Source organism: Streptomyces sp. NPDC086554 (assembly GCF_040686095.1).
Taxonomy (GTDB): Bacteria; Actinomycetota; Actinomycetes; order Streptomycetales; family Streptomycetaceae; genus Streptomyces.
This window is the reverse complement of sequence record NZ_JBFBJK010000003.1, coordinates 456,573-472,226: the sequence shown is the minus strand read 5'-3', so window position 1 is coordinate 472,226 and position 15,654 is coordinate 456,573. Positions and strand designations below refer to the sequence as shown.

Annotated in this window: 13 protein-coding genes; 5 read left to right on the top strand and 8 right to left on the bottom strand. The window is 68.6% G+C overall.

Going from position 1 to position 15,654, the window contains the following annotated elements; genetic code table 11:
* Nucleotides 1-79: 79 nt before the first annotated feature.
* Genes AB0O76_RS07125 through AB0O76_RS07115 form a run of 3 tightly spaced genes read right to left on the bottom strand, consistent with a single transcriptional unit; the run spans nucleotide 80 to nucleotide 3,465 of the window.
* Nucleotides 80-1,360 carry an MFS transporter gene (locus AB0O76_RS07125; protein WP_365486292.1) on the bottom strand — a complete coding sequence of 427 codons (1,281 nt, stop codon included), beginning with the start codon at nucleotides 1,358-1,360 and terminating at the stop codon, nucleotides 80-82.
* A gap of 49 nt (nucleotides 1,361-1,409) precedes the next feature.
* Complete coding sequence (locus AB0O76_RS07120) at nucleotides 1,410-2,129, bottom strand: 2OG-Fe dioxygenase family protein (RefSeq protein ID WP_365486290.1); 720 nt, start codon at nucleotides 2,127-2,129, stop codon at nucleotides 1,410-1,412.
* Nucleotides 2,130-2,169: 40 nt separating this feature from the next.
* A complete protein-coding gene (locus AB0O76_RS07115; RefSeq protein ID WP_365486288.1) occupies nucleotides 2,170-3,465 on the bottom strand; it encodes an ATP-grasp domain-containing protein in 1,296 nt (431 codons plus the stop codon).
* Nucleotides 3,466-4,265: 800 nt separating this feature from the next.
* Here AB0O76_RS07115 and AB0O76_RS07110 point away from each other — a divergent pair.
* From AB0O76_RS07110 to AB0O76_RS07090, 5 genes are all read left to right on the top strand, one after another.
* Nucleotides 4,266-5,699 (top strand): radical SAM protein, encoded by a 1,434-nt coding sequence (locus AB0O76_RS07110; protein ID WP_365486287.1) that lies wholly within the window; start codon nucleotides 4,266-4,268, stop codon nucleotides 5,697-5,699.
* Between the two features lie 94 nt (nucleotides 5,700-5,793).
* Nucleotides 5,794-7,230, top strand: a complete 1,437-nt coding sequence (locus AB0O76_RS07105) for a GuaB1 family IMP dehydrogenase-related protein (RefSeq protein ID WP_365486285.1) — start codon at nucleotides 5,794-5,796, stop codon at nucleotides 7,228-7,230.
* A 40-nt stretch (nucleotides 7,231-7,270) separates the two neighbouring features.
* Nucleotides 7,271-8,362 carry a DUF1152 domain-containing protein gene (locus AB0O76_RS07100; protein ID WP_365486283.1) on the top strand — a complete coding sequence of 364 codons (1,092 nt, stop codon included), beginning with the start codon at nucleotides 7,271-7,273 and terminating at the stop codon, nucleotides 8,360-8,362.
* A gap of 59 nt (nucleotides 8,363-8,421) precedes the next feature.
* Nucleotides 8,422-9,666 (top strand): ATP-grasp domain-containing protein, encoded by a 1,245-nt coding sequence (locus AB0O76_RS07095; RefSeq protein WP_365486281.1) that lies wholly within the window; start codon nucleotides 8,422-8,424, stop codon nucleotides 9,664-9,666.
* On the top strand, nucleotides 9,666-11,063 hold the full coding sequence (locus AB0O76_RS07090; protein ID WP_365486279.1) for a hypothetical protein: 1,398 nt from the start codon (nucleotides 9,666-9,668) through the stop codon (nucleotides 11,061-11,063). The genes AB0O76_RS07095 and AB0O76_RS07090 overlap by 1 nt, the downstream gene beginning before the upstream one ends.
* 45 nt (nucleotides 11,064-11,108) lie before the next feature.
* Here AB0O76_RS07090 and AB0O76_RS07085 read toward each other — a convergent pair whose 3' ends face one another.
* From AB0O76_RS07085 to AB0O76_RS07065, 5 genes are read right to left on the bottom strand one after another with little or no spacing between them, the layout of a single operon-like run.
* Nucleotides 11,109-11,780 (bottom strand): 2'-5' RNA ligase family protein, encoded by a 672-nt coding sequence (locus AB0O76_RS07085; protein WP_365486278.1) that lies wholly within the window; start codon nucleotides 11,778-11,780, stop codon nucleotides 11,109-11,111.
* Nucleotides 11,781-11,796: 16 nt separating this feature from the next.
* Nucleotides 11,797-12,288, bottom strand: a complete 492-nt coding sequence (locus AB0O76_RS07080; RefSeq protein WP_365486276.1) for a flavin reductase family protein — start codon at nucleotides 12,286-12,288, stop codon at nucleotides 11,797-11,799.
* 29 nt (nucleotides 12,289-12,317) lie between these two features.
* Nucleotides 12,318-13,292 carry an acyl carrier protein gene (locus AB0O76_RS07075; RefSeq protein ID WP_365486274.1) on the bottom strand — a complete coding sequence of 325 codons (975 nt, stop codon included), beginning with the start codon at nucleotides 13,290-13,292 and terminating at the stop codon, nucleotides 12,318-12,320.
* A complete protein-coding gene (locus tag AB0O76_RS07070) occupies nucleotides 13,289-14,626 on the bottom strand; it encodes a condensation domain-containing protein (RefSeq protein ID WP_365486272.1) in 1,338 nt (445 codons plus the stop codon). Before AB0O76_RS07070 ends, AB0O76_RS07075 begins: the two co-directional genes overlap by 4 nt.
* A complete protein-coding gene (locus AB0O76_RS07065) occupies nucleotides 14,623-15,654 on the bottom strand; it encodes a MupA/Atu3671 family FMN-dependent luciferase-like monooxygenase (protein WP_365486270.1) in 1,032 nt (343 codons plus the stop codon). The genes AB0O76_RS07070 and AB0O76_RS07065 overlap by 4 nt, the downstream gene beginning before the upstream one ends.

Here is a 15,654-nt window from a genome sequence, read left to right as displayed (position 1 = left end):
ACCGGCCTGACCGGCATGTCCCATCAGCCGGGTGGCGCTGAGCTGCGCCCGTAGTGGGACAGTGCGGTGCGTACCTGGGTCACGAGGCCGTCCTTTCCTCGGCGGGCAGCACAGAGGCCTCGGGCTCCATGCCCGCGCGGTCCTGCTGTGCAGAGTCCCCCAGGCTCAGGACCAGCGGCACCGCAAGCAGGTTCAGCGCGATCAGGACCACCCAGGGCCAGGCAGGACCGTGGCCCAGGAGCGTGGTGAGCAGGGCGGGGGCGATGGCGTTTCCGAGTGTCCAGGAGAGCTGGAAGACGCCGAGATAGCGGCCACGAATGCGCTCCGGTGCCAGGGAGGCGCTGAGTTCACTGCTCGGCGGCAGGCTGAGCATCTCGGCCAGCGTGAAGACCGCCGTCGCAAGCAGCAGGCCTACGACCACGACCCAGCCGGGCAGCGCGAGCAACAGCCCGAAGAGCGCGAAGGAAACGGCATTGACCACGCCGGCCAGGGCAAGGACACGGGTCGGGCGGCGGCGTTCGATCATGCGGGCGACCAGCGTCTGGACCAGGGCGACGAGGACCATGTTGCCGACCATGCACGCCCCCACCAGCCACGTGTCGGCGTCAAGGACCTCGGTGATGTAGACGGCGAGCAGCACCGGCAGCACGCTCGCGGCCAGCACGAAGGGCACGTTCGCCACGACAAGACGCATGTAGCGCAGGTCGCGCAACACCGCGCCGTAGCCCCCGTCTTCAGCCGTGCGGGAGAGATGAGGTGCGTCTTGCTCGGTCACGGGCCGCCAGCCGGCGAGCAGACCTGCGGCGATCACGAACGTCAGCGCGTTGACCAGAACCAGCACCCGAACCCCACCGCTGTCCAAGGCGATTGCGATGGAGGCGACGGCGACTCCGAAGCCCCCGCCGATATTGCGCAGGGCGCTGATGAAGCCGAACCAGCGAGCCTGGTCGTTACTGCGGGCCGCAAGGAGGACGAGCGCGCGGCTGGAAGTCCAGTAGCTGCTGGACCCTGCCTGGACGACGAACTGAACCGCGATGATCTTCCACACCGCGTCTGCGGCCAGGAAGGCGCCGAATCCCACGGCCGAGACGAGGTTGGCGGCAACGACCACCTTGCGGGGACCGAAGCGGTCGATCAGTGAGCCGGCCACGACGGGAACGGGCAGGGCGAGGAACTGCCCGACCGAGAGCGCGGCACCGATGGAGCCGAGTGACAGGGAGGTCGTGGTGGTGAAGTAGATGACGGTGAAGGCCAGGACGAGCCCGTTGCCGAGGCTGTCCATGATGTTCGCCGAGACGAAGCGGCCGTTCCCCGAGAGGTTGGGAAGACCCCACTTCGCCAGGAGTTGTCGTCCGCTCATCGTGGCTCGGGGCGGTCGCGGTCGCGGTCGCACGAACAGACCCCGCCGCTCATGCCTGCGCCTCGGCCGACCCGGCGCCGCGGGGGAAGAAGTCGACCAGCATCATGTCCCGGACCCCCACCGGCATGTCGCCGGCCACCTCGACCGCCGATACTCCGTGGAACACCCGACGGTCATCGATGATGACCGTCTCGAACGGCTCGGTGAGCAGCGTGCGGAACAGCGGGGCCCTCTCCCGGTCGTACAGCCGGGAGACGCCGCCCTCGACGTTCTCGCGGCGCATGAGCACCTGGGCGACGAAGTGGTGGCCGTCTTCGTGGACGCCCTCCGGTGCCGGCAGGCCCTCGGCGTCGTGGGAGGCGATGATGCGTATCTGGTGAATGCCGACGGCGCCGGTGCTGATGTCGAACCTGCCGGGAAGCCGCTCCAGCAGCGTGCGGACGACAGTCTCGAGGAGCGGGGAGTCGGCGACCTCCTGCTCGATGGGATCGAATTCCCGGGCCACCCCGCCGTGCAGGGGGTTGACCTCCAATGACTGGCGGAAGGTTCCGTGCGGGGCGCGGACCAGACCGGCATCGGTCAGGTGGAACTCGCTGTAACGGCGCTGGCGATAGCTGGCGCCGTCCTTCATGTAGCGATCGACCTGCAGACCGTCCCAGGATCCGCGCAGCTGCTTGATCTCGGTCTCGGTGTGTTCGGCGAGGGACTCGAGGATCTCGGCGGCAGGCAGGTGGACGTACGGCTCATACGACTCATACGGCTCAGACATGAAACAAGGAAGCCTTTCGTGCGGGGCGGTGCGAGTGCGGTCAGCGGACGGATTGCGCGGCAGGGCTGGTGAACAGCTCCTTCAGCTGCGCGAGCATGTCCGGCGAGACGACGTCATGGGTGGCGTCCAAGGCCGTGATCTGCTGGAGGAAGTCGGCCTCGGAGCCGTACTCGCAGGAGGCGATCAGCAGGCCGCCGTACTCGCGGCCGTCGACCACGAGCGTGGGGGTGATCTGGACGATGTCCAGGGCCTGTTCGGCTTCTTGGATGAAGGCGGCGGTCACGTTGTTGACCGGGAATTCCAAGGACCAGCGGCGCCGGGGAAGGACCGGCTCGGCCGGGGCCTGCCACTGGCCGAGCAGGATGTCGGTCATGGTCAGGTAGGTGTTGCAGCCCGAGGCGGCCACGCCGAGGGCGGTGGCGCCGGAGACTCGGGGGTTGATCTCCAGAACGTAGTAAGTGCCGCCGCTGTAGATGATGTCCAGGTTGATCACGCCGCTGATTCCCAGCGTCGCGCAGAGCTTCTTCAGCTTCTCCGCCACCGGCGCGAAGGCGGCGTCGTCCGCGGCCCGGGGAGCGGACGAGCGCAGTTCCCAGAAGGCGAAGGTGGGCTCGCCGCCGGTCGGCCCGGTGAAGCACAGCGGCTGAACGGCGTACTCACCGTCGGCCCCCACGAGTTCGACCGTGCACAGCTCGCCGGTGATGCACCGCTCCAGGACGAAGTTGCCCTCGTCGGGGCTCGCCAGGTACGCCTCCAGGTCCGCCCGGTCGCGGATGAAGCGGATGCCGCTGCCCGAGCTGCCCCACACCGCCTTGGTCAGCAGCGGATAGCCGATCTCTTCCGCCTTGAGGCGAATGATGTCCGCGTAGACCGGCACGCCGGCCGCGCCGTTCTTCAGCAGCGTGCCGTCGATGAGCATGCCCTGCGGGGTGTCCAGGCCGTGGTCGACCAGGATCTTCTTCGTCTCCCACTTGTCGGCGAGCAGCCGGGAGGGCTCAAGGCCGTTGGAGACCATCGGTATGCCGTACCGGGCCAGCTTCTCCTTCACCACGGCATCGCGCAGACCGGCCTCGTCCGGGAAGGACAGCGAGACGACGCCGTCGGCGTCCCAGGCCCGGATGCGGTCGACGATCTGGTCGGGGGTGGCGTCCTCGGGCAGCTTCTCCCACGTACCGCCGGGGAAGTCCTCGGCGCTGCAGTCACCGTCGGTGTAGAAGATGCGGGCGTCGCGGCCGGTGTCGGCCACGGCTTGGGCCAGCTGCGGTATGTAGGGGCCGGCCCGCGAGATCGGGATCGAGCGGATGTACGCGATGCGCTTGATGTCTGACGCGGTCATGGGTTACTCCAGTTCGATCGTGAGCGCCACCGGGCGCAAGCTGAACGAGGTGTTCGACGGAGGTCTGCGCGACGGAGGTCTGCGGCTGCGTCCACGGCATGTCCGATGCGGTGGGACACGGCTGTCCGGTGCGGCGGGACTGCGCGCACAGCGATGCCTGTGGCGGCGGCAGAGTGCCGTTACTCAGCAGATGCTGACGGGATCGCCGATACACCCCAGGTCAGGTGACGGCTCGTCATTTTCCTTGCATGGCAAGCCCGTCGGGCGCGCCGGCCGGGCAAAGCGGGCAAGTGGAAGTGCGGGCTACAGCTTCCACTTTCCTCTGCGAGTTAAGGGCTTCGCATCATTCAACTGGCCCCCCGTTTCGGTCCGTTCGGTCCAGCGAACCTAGCCGGACCAAATCAAGCGGGCCGTCCCCGAGAGCAACGATCTCAGACTGTGGACAAATTTGGAGGAGGAGACAAACATCGTCCGACCGCGAGGGTCGATCATCGTCGTTTCTGTACCTGCCGCGCGCCGCACAGCCACGATCTACTGGCATCTGGCATTGCCGTGCGCATCGGCCAACAGGCCTGCCACGCCGAGCAGTTGAGCCCAGAGCAGAGCCCCGGGGGGAGGCCTGCGGAAACGAAGCTCCGCCTCGACCAATTACCCGTGCGCGGCTTCGGTCCACACCTCTTATTTCACTTCACGCCTCTTTCCGTGCCGCACGATCAGCGGCACCACTCCCCGTTGGCAGGCAGTTCGAAGCCGCACGTCCGCATGTGAAGCCGTACCTCCGTATGGAAGGATCAGGCACGTTGAGCGCTATTCGTGACGAGCTCGCCAGGCACATCGAGCAGGGCGTCATTCCGCCCTTCAACTACGCGTACCCGTCCCGCTCCGCCTACCGCCCCCTGAATGGCACCTGGAACATCCGGGACATCTGGGCAGAGGATCTGAAACGCCACCCCGTTCCTGAACTCAACCTCTACCTGCATGTGCCGTTCTGTCGGTACAAGTGCGGGTTCTGCAACCTGTACACCGTCATCTCCGAAGACATGGACGTGTACGACGCGTATATGGACGCGCTGTGCACCCAGATTCGCGACCACACGGAGATCATCCAAAGCCGCCGTCTGCGCACCATCTACATCGGTGGCGGAACCCCGAGCCTGCTGAGTCTGCGTCACTTCGAGAAGCTCTTCGCCACCTTGGACGAGGTGTATCCCAACTGGCGCAGCACAGTGGAGGAGGTGGCCATCGAGGCCACCCCGGACTCCATCGTCAAGGAGCCCGACACCCTGGGAGGCCTCATCGCCATGGGCCTGACCCGGGCGAACATCGGCATTCAGTCGCTGGTGCCCGCGGAGATCCGGGAAGCCGGCCGCGGCCAGGCCAACGAGCAGGTCATCCGCAAGGCCATCGAGATCACCCGCGAGAAGGAACTGCCCAACCTCAGCACCGACTTGATCATGGGCTTCGCCGGACAGACTCCTGAGAGCTGGCGGCACTCCGTCGACGAACTGGCGGCTCTCGCGCCCGAGACGATCAGCACCTACTTCCTGACCGTCAGGCCGGACGCGTGGTTCTCGAAGACCGGCGCGTACCAGTACATGATGAGTCCGGACCTGTACGAGCGGTACGACTACGCGAACGCCACGTTCCGTGAGGCGGGATACGTTCAGGAGTCGAACGTCCGCTACAAGAAGCTCGGACGCGGCGGCTACCAGCAGAAAGTTCTGACCTTCCACGGCGTTCCGCTTCTCGGCCTTGGCGCCGGCGCCCGCAGCTACACCAGCTCGGTCGACTACATGGTCGGCAATGTGAAGCCCAGCCTCACCGAGGTCGCGGATTACATCACCAAGGCCAAGAACCACGAACTGACCCCGCTCACGGGCTTCGTCCTCAACGACGAGGAGATCGTCCGGAAGCGCCTGGTCCTCGACTCCTTCGACCTGGATCTGGGCGAACTCAACCGTTTCGGGTACCAGGAGATGGCGCATCTCTTCGAGCCGGTGCTCGAAGCAGCGGAGGAGGTCGGCCTCATTCGCCGGCTGCCCACCAACCGCATTCAGCTCACACCGGCCGGCTTCAAGCACCGCGACACCCTGTCGTGGATGCTCTTCTCCGAGAACGTCATCAATCTGGATCGCGAATACTACGCGGGCCTGCACAAGAGCAATAAGCGTGCGCAGAAGCACATGGGCAGCGAACCCATCAGCATTTCGGGCCTGAAGACCGCACAGGCCTGATCGCTTACATCGACACAGAACTCCCGGTGCGGTCACCAAGCGGATATTGGTGACCGTGCCGGGTGTCGTGGTGCACGAAAGGCAGGTACTACTTATGCGTTTCATCTCCGGAGCTTCGGTTCCCCACGAATTGACGTACAACGACCTCTTCATGGTGCCGAGCCGCTCCGCCGTCGAAAGCCGTACGTCAGTCGACCTCGCGACCTCCGATGGAACGGGAACGACCATCCCCCTGGTCGTCGCCAACATGACGGCTGTGGCGGGGCGGCGCATGGCGGAGACCGTGGCCCGCCGCGGCGGACTGTGCATCCTGCCGCAGGACATCCCGACCGAAGTGGTCGCCGAGGTCGCGCTCTGGGTCAAGAGCCGGCACCTGATTCATGACACGCCCGTCGCGCTCACCCCTCGGGCCACGGTGGCCGATGCGTTGTCGCTGCTGCCCAAGCGGGCCCATGGCGCCGTGATCGTCGTGGAGGCCGACCGCCCGGTGGGCATCGTGACCGAAGCCGATCTGCAGGGCGTCGACCGCTTCACTCAGCTGAGCGCGGTCATGTCCCACGACCTGCTCACGTTGCCGGACGACATCGAACCCCGGGCTGCGTTCGGCGTGTTGGAGGGCGAGCGTCACTGGCTCGGGCCGGTCGTCGACGCGGACGGTCGCCTGACCGGTGTGCTCACCCAGGCCGGGGCCCTGCGCGCCACCGCCTACCGTCCCGCGGTCGACGACAGCGGGCGACTGCGGATCGGCGCCGCCGTCGGCGTCAACGGCGACGTGGCCACCAAGGCGAAGGAACTCCTGAAGGCAGGGGTCGACGTGCTGGTCGTCGACACGGCGCATGGCCACCAGGAGAAGACCATCGCGGCTCTGCAGGCAGTGCGCGGATGCGATCCGCAGGTTCCGGTCGTCGCCGGGAACGTCGTCACCGCGGCGGGGGTACGCGACCTCGCGGAGGCCGGCGCGGACATCATCAAGGTCGGGGTGGGCCCGGGGGCCATGTGCACCACCCGGATGATGACGGGTGTGGGGCGCCCCCAGTTCTCCGCGGTCCTGGAGTGTGCCGCCCGAGCGCGTGAACTCGGCAAGCACGTCTGGGCCGACGGCGGCGTACGGCATCCCCGGGACATCGCCCTGGCGTTGGCCGCCGGAGCCTCGAACGTCATGATCGGCTCCTGGTTCGCCGGCACCCACGAATCCCCCGGCGACCTGCACACGGAGGTCGACGGCCGGCGGTACAAGGAGAACTTCGGCATGGCTTCGGCGCGTGCCGTCAAACACCGCACCGCGGGCGACGCCGCCTTCGACCGGGCCCGCAAGGCGCTGTTCGAGGAGGGCATCTCCACCTCGCGCATGTACCTGGACCCGGCGCGACCCGGTGTGGAGGACATCATCGACGAGATCATCGCCGGAGTGCGCAGCGCCTGCACCTACGCCGGCGCCTCCGACTTGGAGGAGTTCCACGAGCGTGCCGTCGTCGGCGTACAGAGCGCCGCGGGCTATGCGGAAGGCATGCCCCTGCACACCAGTTGGTGATCCCGCCCGCACACCACATCCGGCAACTCAGGAGGGCGTCATGACTCAGCTTCTTATCGCTGCGGGCGGCGGTGGCGACGTGATCGGCACGACGTTGGTGCACCACGCGCTCCACGGCGATGAGCCGGCAGCAGTGCTCAGCTATTCGTGGGAGCGACTGGTCGTCGACCCGATCCCGGGTCCGCGGTCCGAGCCGGACTTCACCGGGCTTCGGCCGCTCACTCCGCAGGTCTCCCAGATCACCGCGGCCTCGGCCACCATCGCGCCGGCCGGCTCCACGCTGCCGCGGCTGGCCGGCGACCTCCCCATCACACTGGGACTGCTCAGTCCCTACAGGGGCGTCACTCACCTGGCCCGTCAGATCGCGGAGCTGGCCGAGAAGTACGCCACGGACGAGGTCAAGGTGGTCGATGTCGGCGGGGACATCTTCGCCCGCGGCGACGAGCCGACCCTGCTCAGCCCGCTGCCGGACGCTCTGGTGATCGCCGCCTGCGCCACCGCGGGTGTGCCGGCCAATCTCTACCTCGCGGGCCCCGGTCTCGACTGCGAGATCCCCGAGCACGACCTGCTGCCCGACATGGGCACGGACCACTTCACCCTCACCGAGGCCGACACCCGCACTGTCGGGCACACCTTCGACTGGCATCCCTCGGAGGCCAGCGCGCTCCTTGCCGCGGCCGCCCGCGGCCGACGCGGCGGCTGCGTCGTGCGCGACACCGGCAAGCCGGTGGTCCTGAGCGACGCCAGTGCCCGGGTCTACCGGATCCCCGTCGACCGCGTCCTGGCCCGCAACCGGCTGGCCCACGCGCTGCACACCCGCGGTGTCGACACCCTCGATGACGCCGAGAAGGTCAGCTGGGAGATCTGCGGCTTCTCCGAGCTGCAGCGCGAGCGCGACCGGTCGCTTCGGCCGGAGGAGGCGGGCTCCCCCGACGGTTCGGTGGACGTGGCCCTGCGCAAGCTCGACTCCTGGCTGGAGCAACTGCAGGCCGCCAACTCCCAGGCCCGGTACGTCACCTTCCGCTGCCTGGCGGAAGGTCTCGGTCTCACCGGCGCCGCGGCACGGTCCCTGCGCGCCCGCCTCATACAAGAACGCCCCCGCCAATACGCCGCGCCCTTGTTCTCCCTGTAATCGCTGTTCTCCCTGTTCTCCCTGTAATTCCGTCAAATCACCAGGAGGGCCACAACACCATGCCCAAGCTGCTACTGCTCGAAGCCATGGGAAACACCGGCGAATACGTCCTCGACGCCGCCCGGGACCTGAATGTCGAGGTCATCGTCGTCACCCACGAGGACGTCTACGAGGACTGGTACTCCCCCGAACTCAAGGAAAAGATCGGGGAATACGCGAAACTCGTCTTCACCGACTTCTCCGACAGCGAAGGCGCACTGCGCCAGCTCAAGGAGCTGGCGCAGGTCGAGGGCGTCAACGGCGTGGTCGCCTGCTGGGAGTTCCTGACCCCGCTGGTCGCACGGCTCGCCGCCGACCTCGGGCTGCCCGGCAACGATCCCTCGCGGGCCCTGAGCTGTCGCAACAAGCGCATCATGGCGCGCGCCTTCACCGAGCACGGCATCCCGGCTCCCAGGACCGTCGCCGCGCGGACCGTCGAGGAGGCGTACGGCCTGGTGAAGGCGGCGGGCCTGGCCTACCCCGTCGTCGTGAAGCCCTCCGAGCAGTCCGGCTCCTGGGGTGTGTCGGTCGTCCGCAGTGACGAGGAGCTGGCGACGGCCTTCGCGGCGGCCCAGTCCCACCTGTTCCAGGATCCGCACGGCATCCCGCTGGACGCCCATGTGGTCATTCAGGAGTACGTCGGCGGCGTCGAGTTCAGCATCGAGACGGTGGTGGTCCGCGGTGTGGCGACCCCCTTGTTCCCTTACGACAAGTTCACCACTGACGGCGCCAAGCGGGCCGAGTTCGGACACACCGTCCCCGCGGAGCTGGACGAAGCTTCGGTACGCACCCTGCAGCAGGCCGCGGTGGCTGCCGCGCAGGCCCTCGGCGTCACCAACGGCGTCGCCCATACCGAGCTCAAGCTGCTTGCGGACGGCACCACCCGGATCATCGAGCTCGGCGCCCGACTGCCCGGTGACCATGTGGTCGCCCTCATGCGGCAGGCCCGGGGGATCGACGAGGCCCGGATCTACGTCCAGATCGCGCTCGGCCTGGAGCCGGCCCTCACCCCCACCGCCGACACGGCGGCGGGCATCCGCTTCCTGACCCCTCCGCGAGGTGGGGTCCTCCGCTCGGTCAGCGGGATCGGTGCATCGGGTGCGGTGGCCCGGAGCGAGCTCACGGTCGAGCCCGGCGGCCAGGTCCGCGCCCCCGGGGACAACGACTCGCGGGTCGGCTACGTGATCCTGCACGCCGACACCGCCGCCGAGGTGAACGCGGCCGCGGCAGAGGTGACGGCAAACGTCACCGTCGAGGTCGCCTGATGTCCACCGCCGCCCGGATCACCCAGGACTATCTGAGGGGACTGCCGGCCGGGTGCGCACCGGAACGCTCCTGCGCGGACTCCGCCCTGGCCGGAGACATCTACGGGAGCGCCTTCCTGACCCGCCCGGTGTTCTTCGGCCACAGCGAGAGCCGTGCGGTGGGGGCCCGGCTCAGTCGGTTGTACGACCTCCTGCTGACGCTGCCCCATCGGCTGTACGACGGTGATCTGCGCCCCTTCACCGCCGCCCTCGGCTGGTCACCGGAGCAGATCGACGCCGCGGTACGGGCCGACGGCAGACCTCGCGAGCTCCCCCGCAGCGGCCGCGCCGACCTGTACCGCGAGGAGGACGGCTTTCGCCTCCTCGAGCTCAACGGCGGTAGCCCGCTGGGCGGTTGGGACATCGCGCTGCTCAACCAAGCCCTGCTCCGAGATCCCTACGTGGCGTCCTTCGCACAGGAGCATCACCTCGGCTTCACCGACGGGATCGAGGTTCTCCTCGACCTGTGGCGGGAGTCCTTTCCCGGCCTCGGCCTCTCGGCGAACCCGGTCGTCGCCCTGCTCGAATGGCCCGACAGCTACCCCGCGATGGAGACACACCTGCGCCGGATGGCCGGCCTGCTCGCCGCCCACGGCATCGACGCCGTGCCCTGCCACCTCGGACAGGTGGAGTACCGCGCGGACGGGGTCCACGTCGCCGGGCGCCGGATCGACGTCGTACACCGCTGGTTCGTCATCAACGACGTCGCCACCGCCGAGGACGTTGCCTTGCTCGCGCCGCTCTCCCAGGCCGCGGACCAAGGCCTCGTCCACCTGTTCACTCCGCTGGAGAACGAGGTGTACGGCAGCAAGGCCGCCCTCGCTCTCCTCAGTGACGAGCGCAACCGATCCCTGTTCGACCAGGCCGAGTTGGAGGTAATAGACGCCCTGCTGCCGTGGACCCGGCTGGTCCGGGACGAGCAGGTCGAGGTCGCCGGGGAACGCGTCGATCTCCTCCGCTACGCGGAGGCACACCGGAACGACCTGGTACTCAAGGCCAGCAGCTCGCACAGCGGCCTGGACGTGCTGGCGGGGTGGGAAGTGTCGGCCGACGAGTGGGCCGCCCGGGTCCACGCGGCGGTGGAAAGACCGGTCATCCTCCAGCGCCGGGTGCGGCCCGTGGCGGAGGACTTCCCCGCCCCGGACGGCGGTCCGGCCGAACCCGCAGTGCTCACCTGGGGCGTCTTCCTGGCCGGTCAGGGCTATGGCGGAGCGTACCTGCGAGGCACCACCGACCTCGACAGCGGAGTGATCAGCTCCGGCAAGGGCGGCCGCCTCGGCACCTTGTTCCTCGTCGACGACGCCGCAGAGGGAATCCCGTCGCCGATGGCGGCTGGCCCCCTGGATGCGGGCCCCTAGGCATGGCGGACCACTCCACCTGGTCGACGCCCTGACCATGCCGGCTCAGTTGTCGTCCGCGGTGCTGTGCCGGGTGTTCTGCCGGGCTTGGGCCTCCCGTGCCACATCCTCCGCGGTCCGCATGCCCGCACCCGCCTCATGCAGCAGGCGCACCTCGCCGGTTCCGAGGGCGACCGTAGCCCGTGGCCGCATCGGCCCGTCGGCCCGGCGCGAGAGCAGCACGATCTCCTCGACCGTGGACGTCATGGCTCCGAGCCGGGCAGCGCACTCGCCGGCGACGCGGTGCGGGTCGCGGGTCCGGCCCAGGGACAGGTGCGGGGTGAAGCCCTTGTGCCGCCCACGGCACCGGGGGAAACGCTCGACCAGCGACTCGTGCAAGTCCCTCCACGGCTTGTGTCCTGCCGCGGCCGGGTCGAGCCACACGGTCGAGTACGCCCGATGCCGGAAGGTGCGCACATCGTGCAGCCGGGCCGTGAAGACCGGCGTCTCGGCCGCCGCGGCTGCGAGCAGCGGGAGCGCCCACTCGAAGTCGTGCTCCGGTACAAACCCGAAGAGCACATTGACGTGCGGGGGCCAACGACCGATCTGCGGATCGTGCTCCTGCCGGATCTCCTGGATCGCAGGCCACAGGCCCAGGGGTGGGATCCACGCGACCGCCGTACGGGCCGTCGGGGCCACGTCGAAGGTTCCGGTCGGATCGCTTCCGCCGAGGCTCATGTCCGTTTCCACACGTTCATGGTCCTCCAAGGACGGATCGGAACTCTCCATTCACAAAGAGCAGTGGGTCGGCCGTACCTGAAGTCCCGCATTCCTCCACCGAGCCGACGACGATCGTGTGGTCCCCGGCCTCGACCAGGTGGACGGCTCGGCAGTCGAAGTGGCCGACGGTACCCGCGAGTCGCATTCCGCCTGACGAGGGGGCGCCCGCTGTCTCGACCGCGGCGAAACAGTCGGTTCCGGTGGGCCGGTTCGGATCGGCGAACCGGCGTGCCAAGACATGCTGGTCCGCCCCGAGGACATTGACCACGAAGCCGCCCGTTCTCTCGATGAGCGTGGTGATCCGGGCCCCGTGCCGCAAGGAGAAGGTCACCAGTGGCGGTGAGAGCGACAGTGTGGCGAAGGAGTTCACCGTCATCCCGTGCATGTCGTCTCCCCGTCCGCTGGTGATCACGGTGACCCCGGTGGGCAGCCGGCGGGCGACCGTGCGCAGCTCCTCCGGTGTCACCGACGCCGGTGCGGGGGTGATCCGGCCGCTCAGGACGATCCCTCCTTCGAATCCGGGAGCGGACGCGTTCCCAGGAGTACGGCACCGAGATGGGCTATGCCTGCGCCGAGCAGGACGTACATCTCCGGCTCGGCCAGCTGTTCCGGGGCGGCCGATTTCGTGTCGCCCAGCCGGTCGGCGAGATTGATCAGCGGGTCGCTGCCCTGGCAGTGGGCGATACGGCTCACTCCCTCCAGCGCGATCCGGCCGGCACTGAAACCGGCCTCCGCGAGATACATGCGCATCACATGGCGCGCGAAGTTGCTGGGTAGAACCAGTGTTCTCGCCGCAGGGAAGGGATGCCGCGCCGACAGCCGGGCGAACACCTCGCGGTACGCGTTCATCCGCGAGGTGAGCTGCCGGTGAGCGGATCCGCCACCTGACTCCTGCTCCGGGGCGGCATGGTGTGCCATGGTCAGCACCGGCAGACCGGCCGCGTCCGCCGACACGAGCGCCGAGGCCGCCCCGTCGCTGGCGATCGCCACGCCGCCCGCCACGACGCGCTGACCTCCGGTCGAGATGTCGGCGAGATCACCACTCACGACCATCACGTGACGGGCGGTGCCGTCCCTGACGAGCGACGCCGCGGTTCCCACCGCGGCCATGGCCGTGGCGCAGTCCATCAGACCGAGCGTCATCACCGTGGCACCGCTCATTCCGGTCTCCAACAGGAGTTCCGAGACGTCCCGGTGAGCCGTACGGCCCGGCGGGAGCGAGTCGGTGGCCAGCAGCACCGTGTCGATCTCACTGCCCGGCACCCCGGAATTCGCCAGTGTCCGGCTGACGGAGGCGGTCATCAACTCGACCATCGGCCCCTCGGACCAGTGGTAGGCGACGAACCCCGCCGAGGGGGAGGTGAGGTCGGCGGCGGCCCGTGATCCCACCGACAGCTCGGGCAGCTCGGCCACCGGCTCGGTGTACTCGCCCAGTTCGTAGGCGGGGGCGCACAGACGTGGAGTGATCACCCGCCGACCTCCTTGCATGCTTCCTCGGCGGCAGCGGTGAACAGCCCGGCCAGTCGCCGCATGGTGGCCTCCTCGTACAACTCGGTGTCGTACTCGAGCCAGCCCGTCGCGCCGTCGGCACTCGGGTAGATCGCCAGGGTCAGGTCGTAACGTGCGGTGCCCTTGTCGACGTCCGTCGTGGACACCACGGCTCCCTGAAGGGTGCGGGGGGCTTCACCGAGGTTGTCGAAGACGAACACCGCGTCAAAGAGGGGGTGCGTACCGGGAATCCGACGCGGGACGTCGATGAGTTCTCCGGGGTACGCGGCGTGTTGCAACCCCGCTCGGGAGACCGTGCGGGCCGCCCGCACGCGGGCGGCCCAGGAACCGTCACCGGGATCGCGCAGCCGCACCGGCAGCACATTGAGCAGGTAGCCCACCACCGTCTCGGCACCCGGCAGGTCCCGGCCGGCGGTGAAGGTGCCCAGCAGGACGTCGGTTGATCCGCCGAACTTCTCCAGGGCTGCCCAGGTCACGGCGAGCCAGCCGGCGTAGGCGGAGGCGGCCTCGCGCTTGGCCAGCGCGGTGATCCCCTCGGCGATGTCGGCCGGGAGCGCGAACTCCACCCGGCTTCCGTTCCGGGCGGTCGTCCCGGATCGCGGCCGGTCCGTCGGCAGGGGCGGCGGCGGGGTGCCGACCGCGGCCGTCCAGTGCTCGGCCGCGGCACGCCCGGCGTCGCCGGCCACCCACGCCTCCTGTTCCGAGGCCCAACGGCCGTACGGAGTCGTGGCGGGCGCCGATGCGTCGGCATCGCGGGCCAGCGCGTCAAGCAGCATCTCGAAGGACCAGGCGTCGAAGACCAGGTTGTGTACGACGACGAGCAGCCATGCTTCTCGGTCGGTCGGTCCCGTGGCCATGACGACGCGCAGCAGGGGACCCCTCGCCAGGTCGAAAGGCTCATGGGCCAGTTCCCGTGCGAGGGCCGCTGCCTCCTGGTCCGTCGCGCAGTGCGACCGGGTCAGCCGGGGCGGCAGCGTCTCGTGGACGACCGGCCGGACCTCGCCGTCGGTCTTCTCGAACGTGGTGCGCAGCATTTCGTGATCCCGGACGAATCCCTCGACGCGCTCGGCCAGCAGATCGAGGTCGGCCGTCGCTCCCGTGAGCCGGACGGCCTGGCAGACCACGTCCGACGGCTGTCCGCCGGTCGCGTGGTGGGTTTCCCACAGTCTGCGCTGGCCCGGCGTCAGCCGCTCCTGCGGTCGGGCCCGGAGCACCTTGGCGCGCAGCAGCGCGCGCTGCTGCGGAGTCAGGGCCGCGAGCCGGGCGGCGAGGGCGGGCGACGGTGACGAGGTCATGCGTAGCGCCTCCGCAGTTCGTTGAGCTGGCCGAGGCTCTGGACGACCAGGTCCTCGTCGACGCCGAAGTCGATCAGACAGGCGATCTCGGTGACCCCCATGCCCTTGAACCGCTCGACCACGGCCATGCAGGAGTCGGGTGTGCCGAGCAGCGCGCCCTTCTCGAAGTACTTGTCGAAGGCGAACCGGACCAGTTGATCGGTGTCGCCCTCCGACATGTCGCGGACGCCTGCGCCGGGCGCGAGGTTCTTCTTCTGCGAGTCGATGACGGTGAGGAAGGACCGCAGGTACTCGCTGAAGGGCGGCCAGACCGTCTCGCGCACCTCGTCGAGGTCGGTGCCGATGAAGGTGTGCAGCATGAGGGTGACCGTCACGTCGTCCCGGTCGTGCCCGTGCGCGTCGAGCGCCTTGAAGTAGAGGTCGAGTTTCTCCTCGAGCTCCTCATTGGTCATGTCGATGAGGGCCGTCAGCACGTTGCAGCCGAGTCGTCCGGCCGCCTCGAAGGTCTCCGGGCTCTTGGTGCAGGCGAGCCAGACCGGCAGTTCGGGCTGGACCGGCTGCGGATGGAGCTCCACCTCGACATGGTTGCCCAGACCGTCCTGGACGGTGACCGGCTCGCCCTCCCACAGCTCGCGGATCGTGCTCACCGCGTCGAAGGTGCGCTGCCGCCGGTCCGGCCAGCCGGCCGGGTTGATGGAGAAGTCGACGGGGCTGAATCCGGTGGCCAGGGCAATGCCCACGCGCCCCTGGGAGAGGTTGTCGACGACCGCCCAGTCCTCGGCCACCCGGATCGGGCTGTGCAGCGGCAGGATGACGCTGCCGGCCCGGATCTGCAGCCGCTGGGTGGCCTGGGCCAGCGCGGCACCGAGCACGGACGGGTTCGGGTAGAGACCGCCGAAGCGGTGGAAGTGGCGTTCCGGCGTCCAGATCGCGGTGAAGCCGTTCTCGTCGGCGTACCGGGCGGCGTCGAAGACGAAGCGGTACTTCTTCTTCTCGTCGCCGGAGAAGAAGATCAGGCTGAAGTCCAC